Raw genomic sequence first — 15,837 nt, forward strand, 5'->3', positions numbered from 1 at the left:
AGCATCAGGGCAGTTCCATCACCACACCGCCCGGAAGTGAGGCAGAAGCCCCCCTCCCCGCCTGGCCGCTTGCGGAACGCCCCGGCCTGCTCATCCGCCGGTTGCACCAGCTTCACCTGTCGCTCTTCGCCGCGCAGGTGCGGGGCCTCATCACGCCGGTGCAGTTCAGCCTGCTCAGCGCGCTCGCCGCGCGGGGGAGCGCCGACCAGACCACGCTGGCCACCGATGTGGCGCTGGACCGCAGCACGGCCGCCGCCACCCTGGCGCGCATGGAGGCGCATGGCTGGATCGCGCGCGGGCGCGACGACGCCGATGGCCGCGCCATGCGCTGCCGCATGACCGAGGCGGGGCGCACCCTGCTGGCGCGTGTCGAGCCCTTGGCGCGCGAGGCGCACCGCCAGACCCTCGCCGCCCTCCCGCCCGAAGACGGCGCGCATCTGATGGCGCTGATGCGCGCCGCGTTGCACGGGGTCTCCGACTGACGGGCAACGCCCGCGCCTGCCGGATGTTCTGCCCCGGAAGGAACGCCCATGGATTCCGTCACGAGCTTCCTCGCCTCCTCCTGGCCGCACATGCGTGACCTGGTGGTGGCCTATGTGCTGGCCCTCATCATCGGCTGGAACCGCGCGCGCGCGACGCGTAGCGCCGGCTTGCGCACCTTCCCCCTGGTGGCGGTGGCGAGCTGCGGCTTCATGCTTTCGGTCGAGGGCATCAGCGAGCAGGACACCGAGGCGACCGCGCGCGTGCTGACGGGTGTCGCCACCGGCATCGGCTTCATCGGCGCGGGCGCCATCATGAAGAGCGGCGAGCAGGTGCATGGCACGGCGACGGCCGCCGCCATCTGGGCCACGGGCGCCATCGGGGCGGCGGTGGCGCTGGGCGCCTATCACATCGCGGTGGCCATCGCGGCCTTCACCGCGGGCACGCTGTATCTGCTGACGCCGCTGAAGCCCCACGCGCCGGAAGATAGGGCGTGAGCACGCCGGACGCGCCCGCCTGGCTCGCCCCCCTGCTCGTGCTGGCGCTGGCGGCGGTGCATGCGCGCGGGCGCTGGCCACTGCGCAACCCCTGGCGCTCGGCCGCGGCGGGGGCCTCGGTCGCCTACATCTTCCTGCATCTGCTGCCCCAGCTGGCAGGGGCGCATGCGGCGCAAGGCCTGGACTCGGAGGTGGTGTTCTTCGCGCTGGCTCTGGCGGGCCTCGTGACCTTCTACGGGCTGGAACACGCGCTGCGCCGCCATGACGAGGGGCGGGCCGACACGGGCGTGTTCCGCCTGCATGTGGCGGCCTTCGCCACCTACAGCCTCACCATCGGCTACCTGATGATGCAGCGCGAGGCGGAGGGCACCCTGCCCCTGCTGCTCTATGCCGGGGCCATGGCGCTGCATTTCCTGGCGAGCGACAGCAGCCTGCGCATCGGTCATCGCGCGGCGCAGGCGACCCGCGCCCGCCATGTGCTGGCCGGCGCTGTGCTGCTGGGCGGCGCGCTGGGCGCCGCCTTCACGGCGCCGCCGATGCTGGTGGATGCGCTCTTCGCCCTGGTGGCGGGCGACATCGTGCTGAACGTGCTGAAGGAGGAGCTGCCCGATGAGGCCGGCAGCCATTTCGGCGGCTTCGCCCTGGGGGCGGGCCTCTATGGTGCGCTGCTGCTGGCCCTGGAGTAGCCGGCGGATTTCACGGAGATGTCACGCCACGCACATTCCCTTGGGCACCTGGGAATGCAACCTCCCATCGCCATCCGCGAAGGGACCGCCCATGCGCCGCCTGCTTCTCACGAGCCTCGCCTTCCTCGCCCTCGGCACCGCCGCCGAGGCGCAGAACCGCACGCGGCTGACGGTCTACACCGCGCTGGAGAACGAGCAGCTCGCCCCCTTCAAGGCAGCGGCAGAACGCGCGGTGCCGGGCATCGAGATCGCCTGGGTGCGCGACAGCACGGGCATCATCACCGCCCGCCTGATCGCGGAGCGCGCCAACCCCCGCGCCGACGTGATCTGGGGGCTTTCGGTGTTCAGCCTGCTGGCGCTGGAAGGCCAGGACATGCTGGAGCCCTACACGCCCGCCGGCGCCGCTGCCCTTCGCCCGAATTTCCGCAGCGGGCGCGAGCCCATGACCTGGACGGGCATGGACGCCTTCGTCTCGGCCATCTGCTTCAACCGCGTGGTGGCGGCGCAGCGCGGCCTGCCGCGGCCCACCAGCTGGGCCGACCTGTTGCAGCCCGCCTTCCGCAACCAGGTGGCGATGCCCAACCCCGCCTCCTCCGGCACGGGCTTCCTGACCATGGCGGGCTGGATCAGCAGCCAGGGCGAGGCGCCTGCCTGGAACTTCATGACGCGGCTGCACGACAACATCCAGGTCTATACCCACTCCGGCAGCGCGCCCTGCAACAACGCCGCGCGCGGCGAATACGCGGTGGGGCTCAGCTTCGACATGCGCTCGGTGGCGCTACGGAACCAGGGCGCGCCCATTGACGTGATCGTGCCGACCGATGGCGTGGGCTTCGACCTGGAGGCCACCGCCATTGTCCGCGGCACCCGCAACCTCGACGCCGCGCGGCGCCTGGTGGACTGGACCGTCTCGCGCGAAGCCAACGAACTCTATGGCCGCTTCTACGCGCTGGTCGCGCACCCCGAGGCCGTGACCACCGTGCAGAACTACCCGGCCGACTTCGCCGAGCGCCTGGTCAACCAGGATTTCGCGGCCCTGGCCGGCCGCCGCGACGAGCTGCTGCGCGAATGGGCCCGCCGCTTCGACGGCAAGTCAGCCCCGCGCTGAGGCCCGCCCCTTGGACCTCGCGGCGCGGGCCGTCGCAGCCGGCATCTACCTGACGGTGCAGGACGTCACGAAGCGCTTCGGCCGCTTCGTGGCGCTGGACCGCGTCTCGCTCGACATCCGCGAGGGGGAGTTCGTCTCCTTCCTCGGTCCCTCGGGCTGCGGCAAGACCACGCTGCTGCGCGCCATCGCGGGGCTCGACCCGCCGAGCGAGGGGCGCATCGTGCAAGCGGGCCGCGACATCACCCACCTGCCGCCCGGCGAGCGGGATTTCGGCATCGTCTTCCAGTCCTACGCGCTGTTTCCCAACCTCGATATGCGGGCGAACATCGGCTATGGGCTGCGCGGCCCGGCCTGGCCGCGCGCCAAGGCGGCCGCGCGCGTCGAGCAGCTCATCGCCATGGTGGGGCTGGAGGAACACGCGCGGAAATACCCGGCCCAGCTTTCCGGCGGGCAGCAACAGCGCGTGGCGCTGGCGCGCGCGCTGGCGAACCATCCCGGCCTGCTGCTGCTGGACGAGCCGCTCTCGGCGCTCGATGCCACCGTGCGCGCGCGGCTTCGCACCGAAATCCGCGCGCTGCAGAAGGCGCTGGGCGTCACCACCATCATGGTGACGCATGACCAGGAGGAGGCGCTTTCCGTCTCCGACCGCATCGTGGTGATGCGCGAGGGTCGCATCGAGCAGATCGGCACGCCCGAGGAAGTCTATCGCCGCCCCGCCTCGGCCTTCGTGGCCGGCTTCGTGGGCCGCACCGGCAGCTTCCGCGCGGAGGTGGAACACCCGCATGCCGCGACGCCACGGCTGCGCGCGGGGCCCGTCTCGCTGGCCGCCACGGCCGCGGCCTCGCTTTCGCCGGGCGAGGCGGCGCGCGCTTTCATCCGCCCCGAGGATGTGCGGCTGGGCGATGACGCGCTGGGCCATGAGGGCGCCTTCCAGGCCGTGGTGACAGGCGTGGAGTTCCTGGGCCCCGTCTGCCGCGTCCATCTGCTGGCGGAAGGCGTGGCGCTGGAGGCGGAGCTGCCATCGGGCGACATCGGCAAGCTCGGCCTCGGCCACACCGCCCGGCTATGGGTGGCGGTGCCGGCCGAGCGCATCATGACCTATCCGGATGCCTGACGGCGGCGCCTTCCACCCGCGCGTCTCGGACGAGCAGCGGCTGATGAAGCTGGCCCTGGGCGGTGCCGCGACCTTCCTGCTGTTGGGCTTGATCCTTCCGCTGGGCTGGCTCTTCGCGCGGGCCTTCCAGGATGCCTCCGGCGGCTTCGTCGGGTTCGCCAATTTCGCGGAGTATGTGGCGACGCCGAGCCTCGCCGTCTCGGCCTGGAACAGCCTCTGGACGGCGGCGCTGACCACGCTGCTGGTGGTGCCGGCGGCCTTCACCTACGCCTACGCCCTGACGCGCTCCCGTATGCCGGGCAAGCCCGTGTTCCGCGCGGTGATGCTGCTGCCGGTGCTGGCGCCCTCGCTGCTGCCGGCGCTGGCGCTGGTCTACCTCTTCGGCAACCAGGGCATGCTGCGGGGCCTGCTGATGGGCGAGAGCCTCTACGGCCCCATCGGCATCATCATGGCGCAGGTCTTCTACTGCTTCCCCCATGCCGCGCTGATCCTCTGCGTGGCGCTGTCGGGCGCGGATGGGCGGCTCTATGAGGCGGCGGCGGCGCTCAAGGCCGGGCGGGGACGCATCTTCCTGACGGTGACGCTGCCGGGCGCGCGCGGCGGGCTGATCTCGGCCGCCGTGGTCGTCTTCACCCTGGTGGTGACGGATTTCGGCATTCCGAAGGTGATCGGCGGGCAATTCCCCGTGCTGGCGACCGAGGTCTACAAGCAGGTCGTCGGCCAGCAGAACTTCAACATGGGCGCGGTGGTGGGCCTGGTTCTGCTGCTGCCGGCCGTGGGCGCCTTCCTGCTCGACCAATGGGCGCGGCGGCGGCAGGGCGGCTTCCTCTCGGGCCGCGCCGTGCCGCTGGAACCCAAGCCTCGTCCGGCGCGCGACCTGCCGCTGCTGGGCTTCTGCACACTGGTCGCGGCGCTGCTGCTGCTGGTGGTGGGGCTGGCCGCCTGGGGCAGCTTCATCCGCTTCTGGCCCTGGAACCTGTCGCTGACACTCGACAACTACGACTTCAACCGCTTCGACAGCGCGGGCTGGGGCAGCCTCTGGACCTCGGTGCGGATGGCCGCGATGGCGGCGCTGATCGGCACCGCGCTGATCTTCGTGGTGGCCTGGATGTTCGAACGCGGGCGCGTGGCGGGCCCCCTGCCGCGGGTGGTGGGCTTCGCGACCGCCATTCCGCTGGCGGTGCCGGGGCTGGTGCTGGGCCTCGCCTATATCCTGTTCTTCAACGACCCCTGGAACCCGCTGGGCTTCCTCTACGGGACGCTGGCCATCCTGGTGCTGAACTCACTGGTCCACTTCTACACGGTCTGCCACCTGGCGGCCGTGACGGCGATCCGTCAGCTCGACCCGGAATTCGAGGCGGTCAGCGCCAGCCTGAAGGTGCCGCTCTGGGTCACCTTCACGCGCGTGACCTTGCCCATCTGCCTGCCGGCCATCCTGGAAATCTTCGTCTATCTCTTCGTGAATGCCATGGCGACGGTCTCGGCGGTGATCTTCCTCTACGGGCCGGATACCAAGCCCGCCTCGGTCGCCGTGGTGCACATGGAGGAGGCAGGGCAGATCAGCGCCGCCGCCGCCATGGCGGTGGCCATCCTGATGGTGAATGTCGCGCTGAAGGCGCTGCACCTGGCCATGGCGGGGCGGGTGGAGCGTTGGACCCAGGCTTGGCGCCTGCGCTAGATCTTCAGCCGATGGAGATTGCATCGTTGGAAGTCGAACCATGATGGCATGGCCCGCGGGTGGTGTAGCCTCACGGCCAGCACGCAAGGAGGCCTCCATGATGCAGCGTCGAACCTTCCTCTCGAGCGGCAGCGGGCTGCTGGCCGCACCCCTTCTGCTTCGCGCCCCCGCGGCGCGGGCCAACCCGGCCACGCCGCCGGGCTTTCGCGTGACCTATTTCGACGTGTCCTCGCCCCAGGGCCGCGTCGGTTCCCGCGACATCACGGCGGCTGGCGACGGGCGCTTCTGGTTCTGTGGCCAGCGCAACGGCACGCTGAACCTGCTGGACCCGGCGACCGGCGCGGTCCACCCGGTGAACCTCGGGCCGGGGGCCCGCCCGCACGGGGTGGTGCGCGGGCCGGACGGCGCCGCCTGGGTGACCGAAGGGGGCCAGAACGCCATCGCGCGCGTGGATCCACGCGACCATCGCGTCCAGCTCTGGCGCCTGCCCGAGCGCTTCGCGAATGCCAACCTCAACACCGGCGTGTTCGACGCCCGGGGCACCTACTGGTTCACCGGGCAGAATGGCGTGGTGGGCCGCTTCGACCCGGCCAGCGAACGGATGGAGGTGCGCGAGGCCCCCGGCGGCCGCGGCGCCTACGGCATCACGCTGACGCCGCAGGGCGGGATCTGGTATGTGTCGCTGGCGGGCAGCCACCTGGCCGAGATCCGGGATCTCGACCTCGCCAACATCCGTGTCCTCCAGCCACCCACCCCCAACCAGGGCGCGCGCCGCGTCTGGTCCGACAGCCAGGGCCGGCTGTGGATCAGCGAATGGAACAGCGGCAACGTCTCCCTGCACGACCCGCGCGACGGCAGCTGGCGCGCCTGGCGCCTGCCCGGTGAACGCCCGCGCGCCTACTCCGTCTATGTGGACACGGCCGACAAGGTGTGGCTGACGGACTTCCCGGCGAACAGCATTGTCCGCTTTGACCCGCAGACCGAGAGCTTCCTGGCCTTCCCCTCCGACCGGGCGGGGGCGAATGTCCGCCAGATGGACGGGGTGGAAGGCGCGGCCTGGGGCGGCGAGAGCGGCACCGACCGGATCGTGCGGATCGAGTACGGGCTGTGATCCGCCTCGCGGCCAGCCTCTGGCTGGTCGCAGCACCCGCCTTCGCCACCAGCGGGGCGGCGCTCTTCGAGGCACATTGCGCCTCCTGCCACGCCGCGGCGCGCGGCGCGCCGGCGGGGGCGGGGCCGAACCTCGCGGGGCTGAGCGGTCGCGCCGTGGGAGGCGATCCGGCCTTCGACTACTCCCCGGCCCTGCAGGCGGCACGGGCCGCGGGCGAGGCCTGGGATGAGGGGCGGCTGCGGCGCTTCCTGGACGATCCGGAGGCCACGTATCCCGGCCTCTGGATGGGCGGGACCAGCCTGCGCGGTACGGCGGATGTCGCGGCGGTCGTGGCGTACCTGATGGGCGGGAGCGAGAGGTAAGGGCGGATCACCTTGCCGATATGCGTCCCGGCCGCGTTCGTCCTGTCTTCTGCGAGCCCCGTGCGAAGGCTTGAGTGGGCTCGATTTATTGTCGAGGATGCTTAAGTATTCCATGTTTCGCGACTTGCTTCAGCGAATTGGGGGTCCAGCTTCGAACCTGGCCGTGGAGTTCGGCCGCATCAGATCCCAAGCCAACAGGAAGACGCGCATGAGTTGGAACCCAGCCCTCGAACCGGGTTGCCCCGATGACGTCGGGACCGATGCGATCGAGACCCTCATCGTCCCCCGGGCCCGCGACCTTGGCGGGTTCGAGGTGCGGCGCGCCTTGCCCGCGCCGAAGCGGCAGATGGTCGGGCCCTTCATCTTCTTCGACCAGGCGGGGCCGGCCGAGCTGCTGACCGGGCAAGGCGTGGACGTGCGGCCGCATCCGCATATCGGCCTCGGCACCGTGACCTACCTGTTCAAGGGCGACTTCCATCACCGCGACAGCACGGGCGCCGACCAGGTCATCCGCCCCGGGGCGCTCAACTGGATGGTGGCCGGGCGTGGCGTCACGCATTCGGAACGCACTTCCGCCGCCGCGCGGCGCGGCCCGAACAGCCTCTTCGGCATCCAGACCTGGCTCGCCCTGCCGGAAAACCACGAAGACGTGGCGCCGAGCTTCGAGCATCACGGCCAGGAGACGCTGCCCGTCATCGAGGACCATGGCGTCTCGGTCCGGCTCATTCTGGGCCAGGCCTATGGCCAGTCGGCGCCCGCCACGATGCTGTCCGAGACCTTCTATGCCGATGTGAAGCTCGAACCCGGCGCCCGGCTGCCCATGCCCGACAACCACGAGGACCGCGGCATCTACATCGTGGACGGCGCCATCTCCGTGGCCGGGCAGGTGTTCGAGGCGGGGCGGATGATGGTCTTCCGGCCCGGCGACCGCATCACGGTCGCGGCCGGGGAACAAGGCGCGCGACTGATGATCCTGGGCGGCGCGACCTTCAGCGGGCCGCGCTACATCTGGTGGAACTTCGTCGCTTCCTCGCGCGAGCGCATCGAGCGCGCCAAGGAGGAATGGCGCGCGGCCAACTGGGGCCAGGGGCGCTTCGACCTGCCAGCGGAGGACCGGCAGGAGCACATCCCCTTGCCGGACTGAGGCGGGACGGCCGTGGCCTTGCCGCCATGGCCGCCGATGATGGTCTCAGGCGCGGATGAGGGCCAGCAGGTCAGGATTGATCACACCGGGATGCGTGGCGAACAGCCCGTGCGAAAGGCTAGGAAAGCCGTGCCGCGCGAGTTGCAGCACGTGCAGGCGCACGAAGCCGGCGAACAGGTCTCGGTGTGACATGGTCAATTCGTAGCACGTAGCGGCGGGCTTCGCCGCGCCTGGCGGTGTTCGCCTTCATGGGAGGCTTCCACCATCCGATCAGGCGACACTCGACTTCGGGTTATCCTTCACCCATCGAATGCGAAGCCAGAACCGAGGCCAGGGACGACTGATCCCCACCCGATCTCCGTCCACGGAAGTGGGGCAACCTCAACTCCGGTTTCACCGCAGCGGTGCAGGCACGCACGAGCGTCCTGCCTGCCCTGCAGGGGCTTAGGCCATGAGCGTGAAGCCCTCATACCCCTTTGCTGCCACGTCGGCGCAGATCTTGGCGTAATGCGCCATGCCGCCGGCATAGGGCATGAAGACACGGGGCTTGCCTGGCACGTTGGCGCCCAGATACCAGGAACTGGACGCCTGTGGCAGCAGCGTGGCCTCGGCGGCGCGGTTCACCTCCGCGACCCACGCATCGGCCGCTTCCTCCGTCGCCTCCATGCGCGCGATGCGCTGGCCGCGGTGATGGGAGATGCAATCGGCGATCCATTCCGCATGCTGCTCGATCGCCACGGGCATGTTGCACAGGACGGAGGGGCTGCCCGGGCCGGTGATGGTGAACATGTTCGGAAAGCCCGGCACCTGCAGCCCCAGATAGCTGCGCGGCCCCGCGGCCCAGGCCTCGCGCAGCGTCAGGCCATCGCGCCCTTCGATGTTCAGGCGCAGCAGGGGGCCGGTCATGGCGTCGAAACCGGTGGCGAAGACGATGATGTCGAGCTCGTATTCCGCCGTGGTGGTCGCGAGGCCCGTCGGCGTGATGCGCGCGATGGGGGCAGAACGCACATCCACCAGCGCCACGTTCTCCCGGTTGAAGGTCTCGAAGTAGTGGCTGTCGATCGGAGGGCGCTTGGCGGCATAGGGGTGGTCGATATCGGCCAGCAGTTCCGCGGTGGCCGGATCCCGCACGATGCTGCGGATCTTGCGCTTGATGAATTCCGCGGCGGTCGCGTTGGCGTCGAGGCTGGAGAGCAGGTCCTTGAAGATCGCGCGGAACTGCAGGCCGCCCTTGGCCCAGGCCTGCTCGAACAGCGCCTCGCGTTCGACGTCGTCGGCATCGAGCGCCGAGCGCTCGGCGATGGTGAAGGGGTGCCCGTTGGTGGTGCTGCGCATGAGGGCGCGCAATTGTTCGTAATTGGCCTTCACCCATTGCTTGAATTCAGGCGTCAGCGGCGCGTTGTGCGCGGGCACGCTGTAGTTGGCCGTGCGCTGGAACACCGTGAGGTGCTTCGCCTGCGCCGCGATGACGGGGGCCGCCTGGATGCCGGTGGAGCCGGTGCCGATCAGCCCGACCCGCTTGCCCGCGAAATCCACCCCCGACTGCGGCCATTCGCCGGTGTGGTACCAGTCGCCCGCGAAGGTTTCGAGGCCGGGCATCTGCGGCACGTTTGCGGTCGAGAGGCAGCCCACCGCCGTGATCAGGTAGATGGCCTGGAAGCTCTCCCCACCCTGGGTGTCGACATGCCAGCGATTGGCGGCCGCATCATAGCGCGCGCCGGTGACGCGGGTGCCGAAGCGGATGCTGCGCCGCAGGTCCAGCCGATCCGCCACGAAGTTCATGTAGCGCATGATCTCGGGCTGCTCCGGATAGCGCTCGGACCATTCCCACTCCTGCTGCAACTCGCGCGAGAACATGTAGCAGTAGGAATGGCTCTCGGAATCGCAGCGCGCCCCGGGATAGCGGTTCCAGTACCAGGTGCCGCCCACGCCCTCGCCCGCTTCGAGCACGGTGACGTTCATCCCCAGCCGGTCACGCAGGAGGTGCAGCTGGTACATGCCCGAAAAGCCCGCGCCGATGATGACGGCATCGAGGGCCACGGGCGGGGTCATCGTGTCGGGCATGGCGGGCTTCTCCTCGAAACGCGGTGGGACCGCATGGTTTTGCCGGGGGCGCCATGCGTCAAGGGCGCGATGGCAGGTCAGACCTGGAGGTAGCGCGCCTGCACATCGGGGTCGGCGCGGAACTGCGCCACGTCGCCGCGCCAGACGACGGCCCCCTTGTCGATCACCGCGACGCGCGTGGCGACGGCCAGGCAGAAGCGGCTGTTCTGCTCGGCCAGGATGATGGTGGTGCCCAGTTCGCGCAGGCGACGTATCAGGGCGCCGATCTGCTGCACGATCAGCGGCGCCAGGCCCTCCGACGGCTCATCCAGCAGGAGCACGGCCGGGTTGCCCATCAGGCTGCGGGCGATGGTGAGCATCTGCTGCTCACCGCCCGAAAGCCGGCCCGCCATGCGGCCGCGCAATGGCTGCAGCATGGGGAACATCTCGAAGGCGCGGGCGCGGTTCCATTCGCGGCCGCCCACGCCCTCGCGCTCGGCGATTTCCAGGTTTTCCTCGACGCTGTGCTCGGGGAACACCTGCCGGTCCTCCGGCACATAGGCGATGCCGGCGCGGGCGATGCGGTAGGGCTTCTGGCCCGCCACATCATGCCCGCGGACCATGACACGCCCGGCGCGCGGCGGCAGCAGGCCGGCGATCGCCTTGAAGGTGGTGCTCTTGCCCGCGCCGTTGCGGCCCATCAGCGCGAGGGTTTCGCCGCGCTCCACCTCCAGCTTCACGCCGAAGAGCACCTGGCTTGCGCCATAGGCGGCATCCAGCCCGTCCACGAGAAGTTCACTCGCTCCTTTATCGTTCATAGCGCGTGCTCGGCACCGAGATAGGCTTCCACCACGGCCGGGTTGCGGCGCACCTCCTCCGGTGTTCCTTCCGCCAGAACGGCGCCATAGCGCAGCACACGGACCGATTGCGCGATCTTGAAGACGATATCCATGTCATGCTCGATGAAGATGAGCGTGAGCTTGCGCGCCTCCCAGAGCCGATAGACGCGCTCGATCATCCGCCAGCGTTCATCGGGGCCCATGCCGGCGGTGGGTTCGTCCAGCAGCAGCACCTTGGGGTTCAGCGCCAGGGCGAGGGCGATGTCGAGCAGCTTCTGGTCGCCATGGCTGAGATGCCGCGCCTCGGTGCGGGACAGATGCGTCAGGCCGCAAAGCTCCATCACCTCCTCGGCCTGGCGCTGCACGTCGGGCGGCGGGAAGGTGCTGAACAATCCGGCGGTACGCCCGGCATGGGCCATCAGCGCGGCCGCCAGGCTGTCCTGCACCGAGAAGCTGGGGAACAGGTTCGCCACCTGGAAGGCACGACCGATGCCGCGCCGGACGATCTCGCGCCGGTCGAGCCCCGTGATCTCCGCGCCGTCCAGCAGCACGCGCCCGGCCGTGACCGGCAGCTTGCCGGTGATGAGGTGGAACAGCGTGGTCTTGCCCGCGCCATTCGGCCCGATGATGGCCGAGAGCGTGCCGGGCTCGAAGCCCAGCGTCACGTCATCGGTGGCGACCACGCCGCCGAAGCTCTTGCGCAGGCCCTGCAGTTCGAGGCGCCCGCTCATGGAAGGTTGCCCCGCGCCGGCGGCAGCCCGCCATAGGTGGCCCAGGAACCCGCCACCAGCCAGCCCGCATCCACCGGCAGGTTGATGCCGGTGATGCAGCGTGCCGCATCCGAGGCGAGGAAGCACACCGCCTCCGCGATGTCGTCGGGCGTCACCATGCAGCCCAGGGCGCTGCTGCCCTCCAGCAGGCTCGGGTCGCGCTCGCCCGCCGCGATGGCCTGGCCGAGCGCCGGCGTCAGCGTGAAGCCCGGCGAGACGGCGTTCACGCGCACGCCGGAGCGCCCCCATTCGGCGGCCAGGCAGCGCGTCATCTCGATCACCGCGGCCTTGGCCGGCGAATAGGCGTGCAGCGGCATGGAGCGTTCCCCCGCGATGGAGGCGATGGTGATGATGGAACCCCGGCCGCGCCTTGCCATCCGTGCACCGAAGGCCACGGCGGAATTCCAGGTGCCGATCTGGTCGATCCGCACCACCTCCTCCACGTCCGCCTCGCTCAGTTCCTCCGCGCGCAGCGGGCGTTGCAGCACGCCGGCCGAGGTGACGAGGATGTCCACCGGCCCGAGGCGCGCCTCGATCTCGGCGGCGGCGTCGTCATTGGCGACGCGGCGGCCGACATCCAGCGCCATGGCCGTCCCGCCGATCTCGGTGGCGAGGGCTTCGGCACGGGCGACGTCACGGTCGGTCACCACCACCTGCGCGCCGCGGGCGGCCAGCATGCGGGCGCAGGCGGCGCCGATGCCGCTGGCGCCGCCGGTGATGACCGCGATGCGCCCGGCGAAGCTCATGGCTGGTTTCCTCTGCGGGCGCGCCAATGCTCGACCGCGAAGTCCAGCAGCCCCTTGCGCAGCCCCAGCACGATGATGAGCAGGATGATGCCGAGGAACAGCCCGTGATGCTCGGTCACCGCCGTGATCCAGTCGTTCAACATCAGGAAGATCGCGGTGCCGACGAGCGGGCCCAGGAAGACCGACACGCCCCCCAGCATGATCATGAAGATGGCCTCGCCCGAGGTCGTCCAGAAGGCGAAGGAGGGGAAGGCCCCCGAGACATAGAGGCTCATCAGCACGCCCGCGAGGCCCGCGAAGCTGCCCGCGATGACGAAGGCCGCCAAGCGATACCGGAAGACGGACAGCCCCAGGAACGCCGCGCGGTCCGGGTTGTCGCGCAGCATGCGAAGCGCGGCACCGAAGGGCGAGCGCAGGATCTGCCGCAGAGCGACCGCCGAGGCCACCAGGCAGAACAGGCTGAACGCGGCCAGATGGTCCTGCCGTGCAAGATCGACGCCCAGGAAGGGCGGCTTGGGAATGCCGCCCATCAGCCCCTGGTCGCCCCCCGTCAGTCCGATCCAGGAGAGGATGAGCGAATGCAGCAGCATCTGGAAGGCAAGGGTGAGGAAGGCGAAGTAGATCTCGGAGAGCCGCACGCACAGCGCGCCGATCACCAACGCCAGCAGCGCCGTCATCGCCACGGCGGCCAGGATGGCGGCGGGCACGGACCAGGCGCCGGTCTGCATCAGCAGGCCGAAGCTGTAGGCGCCCATGCCGAAATAGGCCGCATGCCCGAAGGAGACGAGGCCGGCGCTGCCGATCAGCAGGTTGAGCGAGAGTGCCAGCAGGCCGAAGGTGGCGAAGCGGATGGCGAAGTCCACCAGCCCCGCAGAACGCAGCCCGGTGAATTCCAGCAGGATGAACACGAGCAGGACGGCGAGTGCGATCGCACTGTCTCGGCCAAAGCCCATCAGCCGCGCCTCCCGCCCAGGCCGCTGGGCCGGAGGATCAGCACGAGGGCCATGATGACGAACATCGCTCCCTCCACGAAGAGCGGGAAGCCAATGGAGCCGAAGGAGCGCGTGAGGCCCAGGATGAGCGAGGCCGCCAGCGCGCCGCCGATCGAGCCCATGCCGCCGATGACGGTGACGATGAAGCTCTCGATCAGGATGGAGACGCCCGCCCCCGGCACGACCGAGCGGATGGGCGCGGAGAGTGCCCCCGCCGCCCCCGCCAGCCCCGCGCCGATCGCGAAGACCGCCGCGTAGACCACCGTGGTGTTGATGCCGAGCGCCCCCACCATGCCCGGATTGACCGCGGCGGCGCGCACGATGCGGCCGAAGCGCGTGCGGCTCATGCCATAGGACAGCGCGACGGCGATCAGCGCCGTGATGCCGAACAGGATCGCGTAGAAATAGGGCACGACGCCGCCGCCGATGATGAAGGGCGGGTGCAGGAAGGCCGGCGGCACGCCCATGTTCCGGAAATCGGCACCCCAGATGATCTTCACCACGTCATCGAGGATGAGGATGATGGCGTAGCAGACCAGCAGCTGCATCAGCACGTCCTGGCCATAGATGCGGCTGAGCAGGAAGCGCTCGAAGAACAGGCCGAGCAGCGCGGCACCCAGCGTGCCCGCCAGCACGGCCAGGGCGAAGCTCCCCGTCGGGCCATAGGCCGCCAGCGCGAAATAGGCGCCCATCATGTAGAGCGAGCCATGGGCGAAGTTGACCAGGCCCAGCACGCCGAAGATCAGCGTCAGCCCCGACGCGACCAGGAACAGCAGCATCCCGATCGTCAGCCCCGCCGCCAGTTGCGTGACGACACAGGACAGGGAGGAGACGCATTCGCCGAGTTCGGTGAGTTCCATCGGAGGCTTTCGCGCGGGAGGTCAGGGGCGCGGCCGCGCGGCCGCACCCGGGGCAGGCTGCGGCGGGCTCAGCCCCAGCCCTTGCCGCGCTTCCACTCGGCCTCGAGGCGCCGGATCGTCGCCCAATCGGCCTTCTGCATGTTCTCCACGAAGGGGTCGGCGCTGATGGTCGTGCCCCAGCCGATCGCGTAGTCCACCAGCGTCTGGTCCTCCGCGCGCATGGTGACGGTGCCTTCGGCGCCGAAGGGGCTTTCGATGGTCATCCCCTTCAGCTTGGCCGCGACCTCGCGCGGGTTGGTGCCGCCCACCTGGCGCAGCGCCGTGGTCAGCAGCCGCACGGCGGTGGCCGATTGCCAGGACCAGTTGGTGGGGAAGGTGTTGAAGCGGCGGTTGTATTCCGTGGCGAAGGCGAGGTTTTCCGGCACCGTCGGGAAGTTGCGCAGGTAGCGGTTGCCCGAATGCACCCCGCGCGGCAGGTTCCGCACCTGTTGCAGCGTCGTGTAGTCGGCCATGTTCACGGCAAAGAGCTGCGACTGCGCGAAGAGGCCGAAGATCGAGGCCTGTTCGACGAAGGTGACCAGATCACCGGCCCAGAGGCAGGAATAGACCGCCTGCGGCCGTCCCTGGTTCAGCCGGGTGATGTTCTCCGTGTAGTCGGCCTGGAACAGGCGCGGCCAGGTCTCGCCGGTGATCTGGATGTCGGCGTTGAAGCTGCGGGCGAATTCCACGAATTCAGCAGTGGTGTCGCGGCCATAGGCGTAGTCCGGCGAGATGGTCATCCAGCGGCGCAGATTGCGGCTTCGGGCCACGCTGGCGGCGTAGTAGCCGCCGGCGATGGAATCATGGATGCCCTGTCGTGCGACCCGGAAGGCATTCCAGAAGCGCTGGCGTGGATCGGCCGTCAGCGAGGAGGTCTCGGAGTTGATGTGCAGCGTGACGGTGCCCGTCTCGCGCACCACCTCATGGATGGCGAAGCCGCCGGATGAGGGTTCCGCGTCGAACAGGAACTCCACGGCGTCGCTGCTGATCATCTCGCGCGCGATGCGCGCGGCTTCGGCCGGCACGCCGCGGCTGTCGCGCACGATCAGTTCGATGGGGCGGCCATCGAGGCCACCGGAAGCGTTGAAGGCATCCACCTCGATCTGCATGGCGTTGCGCGAGGAGATGCCCAGCTGCGCGACGCGGCCCGACAGGATGGTCGGCACGCCGATCTTGATGGGCTGGCGGGCCTGGGTGAAGCCGATGTTCGGGAAGCCGGTGATGGCGGCGGCGGCGCCGACGCCTATGAGGCGGCGCCGATGTAAGCCCGGGGGCTTGATGGTGGACATGACGAGACCCTCCCTTGGGTTCGCGGCCCTTGGCTGGCCGGGTATTTTTCCACCGGCGTCTTGTGCGCCGGCTGAGATC

General features: G+C 69.7%; 17 protein-coding genes. 9 read left to right on the plus strand and 8 right to left on the minus strand.

What is annotated here, in order from left to right:
• Positions 1 to 101: 101 nt before the first annotated feature.
• From GGQ83_RS09890 to GGQ83_RS09930, 9 genes are all read left to right on the plus strand, one after another.
• Positions 102 to 482 (plus strand): MarR family winged helix-turn-helix transcriptional regulator, encoded by a 381-nt coding sequence (locus GGQ83_RS09890; protein ID WP_207017812.1) that lies wholly within the window; start codon positions 102 to 104, stop codon positions 480 to 482.
• Positions 483 to 530: 48 nt separating this feature from the next.
• On the plus strand, positions 531 to 977 hold the full coding sequence (locus GGQ83_RS09895) for an MgtC/SapB family protein (RefSeq protein WP_184383593.1): 447 nt from the start codon (positions 531 to 533) through the stop codon (positions 975 to 977).
• On the plus strand, positions 974 to 1,663 hold the full coding sequence (locus tag GGQ83_RS09900) for a hypothetical protein (RefSeq protein ID WP_184383594.1): 690 nt from the start codon (positions 974 to 976) through the stop codon (positions 1,661 to 1,663). The genes GGQ83_RS09895 and GGQ83_RS09900 overlap by 4 nt, the downstream gene beginning before the upstream one ends.
• A 91-nt stretch (positions 1,664 to 1,754) precedes the next feature.
• Positions 1,755 to 2,771 carry a putative 2-aminoethylphosphonate ABC transporter substrate-binding protein gene (locus GGQ83_RS09905; protein ID WP_184383595.1) on the plus strand — a complete coding sequence of 339 codons (1,017 nt, stop codon included), beginning with the start codon at positions 1,755 to 1,757 and terminating at the stop codon, positions 2,769 to 2,771.
• Positions 2,772 to 2,781: 10 nt separating this feature from the next.
• Positions 2,782 to 3,885, plus strand: coding sequence for a putative 2-aminoethylphosphonate ABC transporter ATP-binding protein (locus tag GGQ83_RS09910; RefSeq protein ID WP_184383596.1), 1,104 nt, complete (start codon positions 2,782 to 2,784; stop codon positions 3,883 to 3,885).
• Positions 3,878 to 5,563, plus strand: coding sequence for a putative 2-aminoethylphosphonate ABC transporter permease subunit (locus GGQ83_RS09915; protein WP_184383597.1), 1,686 nt, complete (start codon positions 3,878 to 3,880; stop codon positions 5,561 to 5,563). Before GGQ83_RS09910 ends, GGQ83_RS09915 begins: the two co-directional genes overlap by 8 nt.
• 97 nt (positions 5,564 to 5,660) lie before the next feature.
• Complete coding sequence (locus tag GGQ83_RS09920) at positions 5,661 to 6,674, plus strand: Vgb family protein (protein ID WP_207017810.1); 1,014 nt, start codon at positions 5,661 to 5,663, stop codon at positions 6,672 to 6,674.
• Entirely contained in the window at positions 6,671 to 7,036 is a 366-nt protein-coding gene (locus GGQ83_RS09925) for a c-type cytochrome (RefSeq protein WP_184383598.1), read from the plus strand. Before GGQ83_RS09920 ends, GGQ83_RS09925 begins: the two co-directional genes overlap by 4 nt.
• A gap of 208 nt (positions 7,037 to 7,244) precedes the next feature.
• Positions 7,245 to 8,180, plus strand: a complete 936-nt coding sequence (locus GGQ83_RS09930) for a pirin family protein (RefSeq protein WP_184383599.1) — start codon at positions 7,245 to 7,247, stop codon at positions 8,178 to 8,180.
• Between the two features lie 45 nt (positions 8,181 to 8,225).
• Here GGQ83_RS09930 and GGQ83_RS09935 read toward each other — a convergent pair whose 3' ends face one another.
• The 8 genes from GGQ83_RS09935 to GGQ83_RS09970 all read right to left on the minus strand — a co-directional run bounded on the left by GGQ83_RS09935 (position 8,226) and on the right by GGQ83_RS09970 (position 15,758).
• Positions 8,226 to 8,372 (minus strand): hypothetical protein, encoded by a 147-nt coding sequence (locus GGQ83_RS09935; protein WP_184383600.1) that lies wholly within the window; start codon positions 8,370 to 8,372, stop codon positions 8,226 to 8,228.
• 252 nt (positions 8,373 to 8,624) lie between these two features.
• A complete protein-coding gene (locus GGQ83_RS09940) occupies positions 8,625 to 10,244 on the minus strand; it encodes a flavin-containing monooxygenase (RefSeq protein WP_184383601.1) in 1,620 nt (539 codons plus the stop codon).
• A gap of 77 nt (positions 10,245 to 10,321) precedes the next feature.
• Positions 10,322 to 11,041: an ABC transporter ATP-binding protein gene (locus GGQ83_RS09945; RefSeq protein WP_184383602.1), complete on the minus strand. Its 720-nt coding sequence runs from the start codon at positions 11,039 to 11,041 to the stop codon at positions 10,322 to 10,324.
• A complete protein-coding gene (locus GGQ83_RS09950; protein WP_184383603.1) occupies positions 11,038 to 11,793 on the minus strand; it encodes an ABC transporter ATP-binding protein in 756 nt (251 codons plus the stop codon). The genes GGQ83_RS09945 and GGQ83_RS09950 overlap by 4 nt, the downstream gene beginning before the upstream one ends.
• Complete coding sequence (locus GGQ83_RS09955) at positions 11,790 to 12,578, minus strand: SDR family NAD(P)-dependent oxidoreductase (RefSeq protein ID WP_184383604.1); 789 nt, start codon at positions 12,576 to 12,578, stop codon at positions 11,790 to 11,792. The genes GGQ83_RS09950 and GGQ83_RS09955 overlap by 4 nt, the downstream gene beginning before the upstream one ends.
• Entirely contained in the window at positions 12,575 to 13,531 is a 957-nt protein-coding gene (locus GGQ83_RS09960; protein WP_184383605.1) for a branched-chain amino acid ABC transporter permease, read from the minus strand. The genes GGQ83_RS09955 and GGQ83_RS09960 overlap by 4 nt, the downstream gene beginning before the upstream one ends.
• Complete coding sequence (locus GGQ83_RS09965; RefSeq protein ID WP_184383606.1) at positions 13,531 to 14,430, minus strand: branched-chain amino acid ABC transporter permease; 900 nt, start codon at positions 14,428 to 14,430, stop codon at positions 13,531 to 13,533. Before GGQ83_RS09965 ends, GGQ83_RS09960 begins: the two co-directional genes overlap by 1 nt.
• Positions 14,431 to 14,498: 68 nt before the next feature.
• The gene (locus tag GGQ83_RS09970) at positions 14,499 to 15,758 is read right to left on the minus strand and encodes an ABC transporter substrate-binding protein (protein WP_184383607.1); all 1,260 of its coding nucleotides are present in this window, start codon (positions 15,756 to 15,758) and stop codon (positions 14,499 to 14,501) included.
• Between the last annotated feature and the right edge of the window lie 79 nt (positions 15,759 to 15,837).

Origin of the sequence: Roseococcus suduntuyensis, from assembly GCF_014196305.1 — a bacterium.
Taxonomy (GTDB): Bacteria; Pseudomonadota; Alphaproteobacteria; order Acetobacterales; family Acetobacteraceae; genus Roseococcus; species Roseococcus suduntuyensis.

Bases quoted from the DNA above. Each gene is read 5' to 3' on its own strand.
- GGQ83_RS09905 (WP_184383595.1), top strand. From the start codon at position 1,755: ATGCGCCGCCTGCTTCTCACGAGCCTCGCCTTCCTCGCCCTCGGCACC.
- GGQ83_RS09930 (WP_184383599.1), top strand. From the start codon at position 7,245: ATGAGTTGGAACCCAGCCCTCGAACCGGGTTGCCCCGATGACGTCGGG.
- GGQ83_RS09940 (WP_184383601.1), bottom strand. From the start codon at position 10,244: ATGCCCGACACGATGACCCCGCCCGTGGCCCTCGATGCCGTCATCATC.
- GGQ83_RS09915 (WP_184383597.1), top strand. From the start codon at position 3,878: ATGCCTGACGGCGGCGCCTTCCACCCGCGCGTCTCGGACGAGCAGCGG.
- GGQ83_RS09960 (WP_184383605.1), bottom strand. From the start codon at position 13,531: ATGGGCTTTGGCCGAGACAGTGCGATCGCACTCGCCGTCCTGCTCGTG.
- GGQ83_RS09970 (WP_184383607.1), bottom strand. From the start codon at position 15,758: ATGTCCACCATCAAGCCCCCGGGCTTACATCGGCGCCGCCTCATAGGC.
- GGQ83_RS09965 (WP_184383606.1), bottom strand. From the start codon at position 14,430: ATGGAACTCACCGAACTCGGCGAATGCGTCTCCTCCCTGTCCTGTGTC.
- GGQ83_RS09920 (WP_207017810.1), top strand. From the start codon at position 5,661: ATGATGCAGCGTCGAACCTTCCTCTCGAGCGGCAGCGGGCTGCTGGCC.
- GGQ83_RS09945 (WP_184383602.1), bottom strand. From the start codon at position 11,041: ATGAACGATAAAGGAGCGAGTGAACTTCTCGTGGACGGGCTGGATGCC.
- GGQ83_RS09950 (WP_184383603.1), bottom strand. From the start codon at position 11,793: ATGAGCGGGCGCCTCGAACTGCAGGGCCTGCGCAAGAGCTTCGGCGGC.
- GGQ83_RS09935 (WP_184383600.1), bottom strand. From the start codon at position 8,372: ATGTCACACCGAGACCTGTTCGCCGGCTTCGTGCGCCTGCACGTGCTG.
- GGQ83_RS09895 (WP_184383593.1), top strand. From the start codon at position 531: ATGGATTCCGTCACGAGCTTCCTCGCCTCCTCCTGGCCGCACATGCGT.
- GGQ83_RS09955 (WP_184383604.1), bottom strand. From the start codon at position 12,578: ATGAGCTTCGCCGGGCGCATCGCGGTCATCACCGGCGGCGCCAGCGGC.